The organism is Thauera aminoaromatica S2, from assembly GCF_000310185.1.
Lineage (GTDB): Bacteria > Pseudomonadota > Gammaproteobacteria > Burkholderiales > Rhodocyclaceae > Thauera > Thauera aminoaromatica.
Genome location: NZ_AMXD01000271.1, coordinates 1 through 1,691 on the forward strand (window position 1 = coordinate 1; position 1,691 = coordinate 1,691).

The window sequence follows — 1,691 nt, forward strand, 5'->3', positions numbered from 1 at the left end:
GAACTGGCCACGCTCGTCGCGCTCGCCGCCCACCTGCCGCTCGATGCCGGGCTGCGCTCGCGCCTGGCGGCGCTTGCGCCGCGCGGTCGGGTCGAGGGCCTGCGCCTCGCCTGGAAGGGGGAGCCCGCCGCGCCCGAGCACTGGGCGCTGACGGCAAGCTTCGCCGGGCTCGGGCTGGCGGCGCAAGACGGTCTGCCCGGCGTCACCGGGCTCTCCGGCAGTGTGGACGGCGACCGGCAGCGCGGGCGCTTCCGGCTTGCCGCGGCGGACATGCGGATCGACCTGCCGGCGGTCTTCGATCCCGGTCCGCTGGACTTCTCGCGCCTGCAGGCGCAGGGCGGCTGGCAGCGCGCGGAGGGCCGGCTGGCGATCGTGCTCGACGAGGCCGCGTTCGAGAACGCCGACGCGGCCGGCACCGCCGCGGGCCGTTACTGGCCGGCGACGACGGGGGCGGGCGAGATCGATCTGCAGGCGCGCCTGACCCGCGCCGAGTCGACCGCGGTGTGGCGCTACGTGCCCAGGGCGGTCAACGACGACACGCGCGACTGGCTGCGCCGCGGGATCCGCTCCGCGAAGGTGCCCGAGGCGCGGCTGGAATTGCGGGGCGCGCTCGACGACTTCCCCTTCCGTGCCGGCCAGGGCCGCTTCCTGGTGAGCGTTCAGGTTGCCGACGCCGCGCTCGACTACGCCCCCGGCTGGCCGGGCATCGAGGGCATCGACGGCGAGGTGCGCTTCGAGGGCCCGGGTCTGCGCATCCTCGTGCCGCGCGGGCGCATCTTCGGGGTGGATCTGGTGGACGTGGTGGCGGAGGTGCCCGACCTCGACCAACTTCCGAGCGAGATCATGACCATCACCGGTCGTGCGCGCGGTCCGACCGCCGAGTTCCTGCGCTTCGTCTCGGCGAGCCCGGTGTCGCGCCGCATCGACGGCTTCACCGACGGCATGGTGGCCGAGGGGCGGGGCGAACTGGAACTCGAGCTGGTGATGCCGCTGCGCGCGACGATCGACTCCCGCGTGCAGGGCGAATACCGCTTCGCCGACAACCGCATCGCGCTGCTGGAGGCCTTGCCGCCGCTCGAGGCGGCGCGCGGGCGGCTGCGCTTCACCGCGGACACCCTGAGCATCCCGGAGGCGCAGGCGCGCCTGTTCGGCAATCCATTGCGCCTCTCCGCGCAGACCGGCGAGGACGGCACGGTGCGCTTCCGCGCCGCCGGGCGGGCGGACGCCGCGGCGCTGGCGGCGGCCTGGGAGGTCCCGCTGCTCGACGAACTCGCCGGCACCGCGGAGTGGTCCGCGGACATCCGCGTCGGCCGGCGCGGCACGCGGGTCGAGATCGCCTCCGACCTTGCCGGTTTCGCCTGCAGCCTGCCGCCGCCGTTCGGCAAATCGGCCGCCGAGGGCTGGCCGGCGAGGCTGGCTTTCGAGCGTCCGGCCGGCAGCCAGGATGCGCGCATCACCCTCGCGATCGACGACCGCCTGCGCGCGGAGCTGCTGCGCTCCGCCGGCGGGGTGGTGCGCGGCGGCGTTGCGCTCGGGCGTGCGAGCGCAGACGCGCCGCCGGGTTCCGAGGCGGGCGTGCGTGTCGCCGCGGTGCTCGATCGCCTCGACCTCGACGCCTGGCGCGCCGTGCTGGAGCGCGCCGCGCCCCTTCCCGCCGCGGGCGCGGAGGAGGCTGCCGTGGCCGGCGATGG

General features: G+C 75.9%; 1 protein-coding gene. It reads left to right on the forward strand.

The genetic code is table 11. From position 1 onward, the window contains the following. Nucleotides 1-1,691 (forward strand): YhdP family phospholipid transporter (locus C665_RS19480; protein ID WP_004329179.1); only part of this gene is annotated, 1,691 nt, incomplete at both ends.